This window comes from Burkholderia sp. Bp8986 (assembly GCF_003854225.1).
In the GTDB taxonomy this organism is placed as follows: domain Bacteria; phylum Pseudomonadota; class Gammaproteobacteria; order Burkholderiales; family Burkholderiaceae; genus Burkholderia.
The window spans coordinates 1-580 of sequence record NZ_QTQM01000198.1 but is presented as its reverse complement, the minus strand read 5'-3'; the positions used below and the strand labels follow the sequence as shown (position 1 = coordinate 580).

Sequence of the window (580 nt, the reverse complement as noted above, 5' to 3'; positions counted from 1 at the left end):
TGCACGCAACCCAGAGAGAATCGATGATCTCCCAATCCATCTTCAAGGCATATGACATTCGCGGTGTGGTCGGCAAGACGCTCGACGCCGACACGGCGCGCGCGATCGGCCGGGCATTCGGCAGCGAAGTGCGCGCCCAGGGCGGCGACGCGGTCGTCGTCGCGCGCGACGGCCGCCTGTCGGGGCCCGAGCTCGTCGGCGCGCTCGCCGATGGCCTGCGTGCGGCGGGCGTCGACGTCGTCGACGTCGGCATGGTGCCCACGCCGGTCGGCTATTTCGCGGCGAGCGTGCCGCTTGCGCTGAAGGGCGGCGAGCGCCGCGTCGATTCGTGCATCGTCGTCACCGGCAGCCACAACCCGCCCGACTACAACGGTTTCAAGATGGTGCTGCGCGGCGCGGCGATCTACGGCGAGCAGATCCAGGCGCTGTACCGCCGCATCGTCGACGAGCGCTTCGAAACGGGCAGCGGCGCGTTCGAGCAGTTCGACGTCGCCGATCAGTACCTCGCGCGCATCGTTGGCGACGTGAAGCTCGCGCGCCCGCTGAAGCTCGTCGTCGACGCCGGCAACGGCGTCGCGGG

Annotated in this window: 1 pseudogene; it reads left to right on the top strand. The window is 69.8% G+C overall.

Annotation, left to right across the window (positions count from 1 at the left end):
* Positions 1-23: 23 nt before the first annotated feature.
* A pseudogene (locus DID99_RS36865) lies at positions 24-580 on the top strand (phosphomannomutase/phosphoglucomutase); the annotation flags it as partial.